The sequence below is a fragment of the Furfurilactobacillus siliginis genome (genome assembly GCF_001437435.1).
In the GTDB taxonomy this organism is placed as follows: Bacteria; Bacillota; Bacilli; order Lactobacillales; family Lactobacillaceae; genus Furfurilactobacillus; species Furfurilactobacillus siliginis.
Genome location: NZ_JQCB01000047.1, coordinates 1 through 256 on the forward strand (window position 1 = coordinate 1; position 256 = coordinate 256).

Genomic DNA, 256 nt, shown 5'->3' on the forward strand with positions numbered 1-256 from the left:
ATTACTAATAAAAAGAATCATGATTCAGTTTTCAATGAACAACATTCACGGTCACTTACGTGACCAATGGAGGATAATGGGCTTGAACCACTGTCTCTCACCTGCAAGCAGGTGCCGCTCTCCCATCTGAGCTAATCCCCCATGTCAGTATGGCATGGTACATATAACGATGAGGTAAATCCCTCAAAACTGAACAATATTAAGACTAATGTGTAAGGTTCCGATTTAGTTCCTTAGAAAGGAGGTGATCCAGCCG

The 256-nt window shown here is 42.2% G+C and carries 1 tRNA gene; it reads right to left on the bottom strand.

Annotation, left to right across the window (positions count from 1 at the left end):
• Nucleotides 1-67: 67 nt before the first annotated feature.
• Nucleotides 68-141 (bottom strand) — tRNA-Lys (locus tag IV55_RS10110).
• Between the last annotated feature and the right edge of the window lie 115 nt (nt 142-256).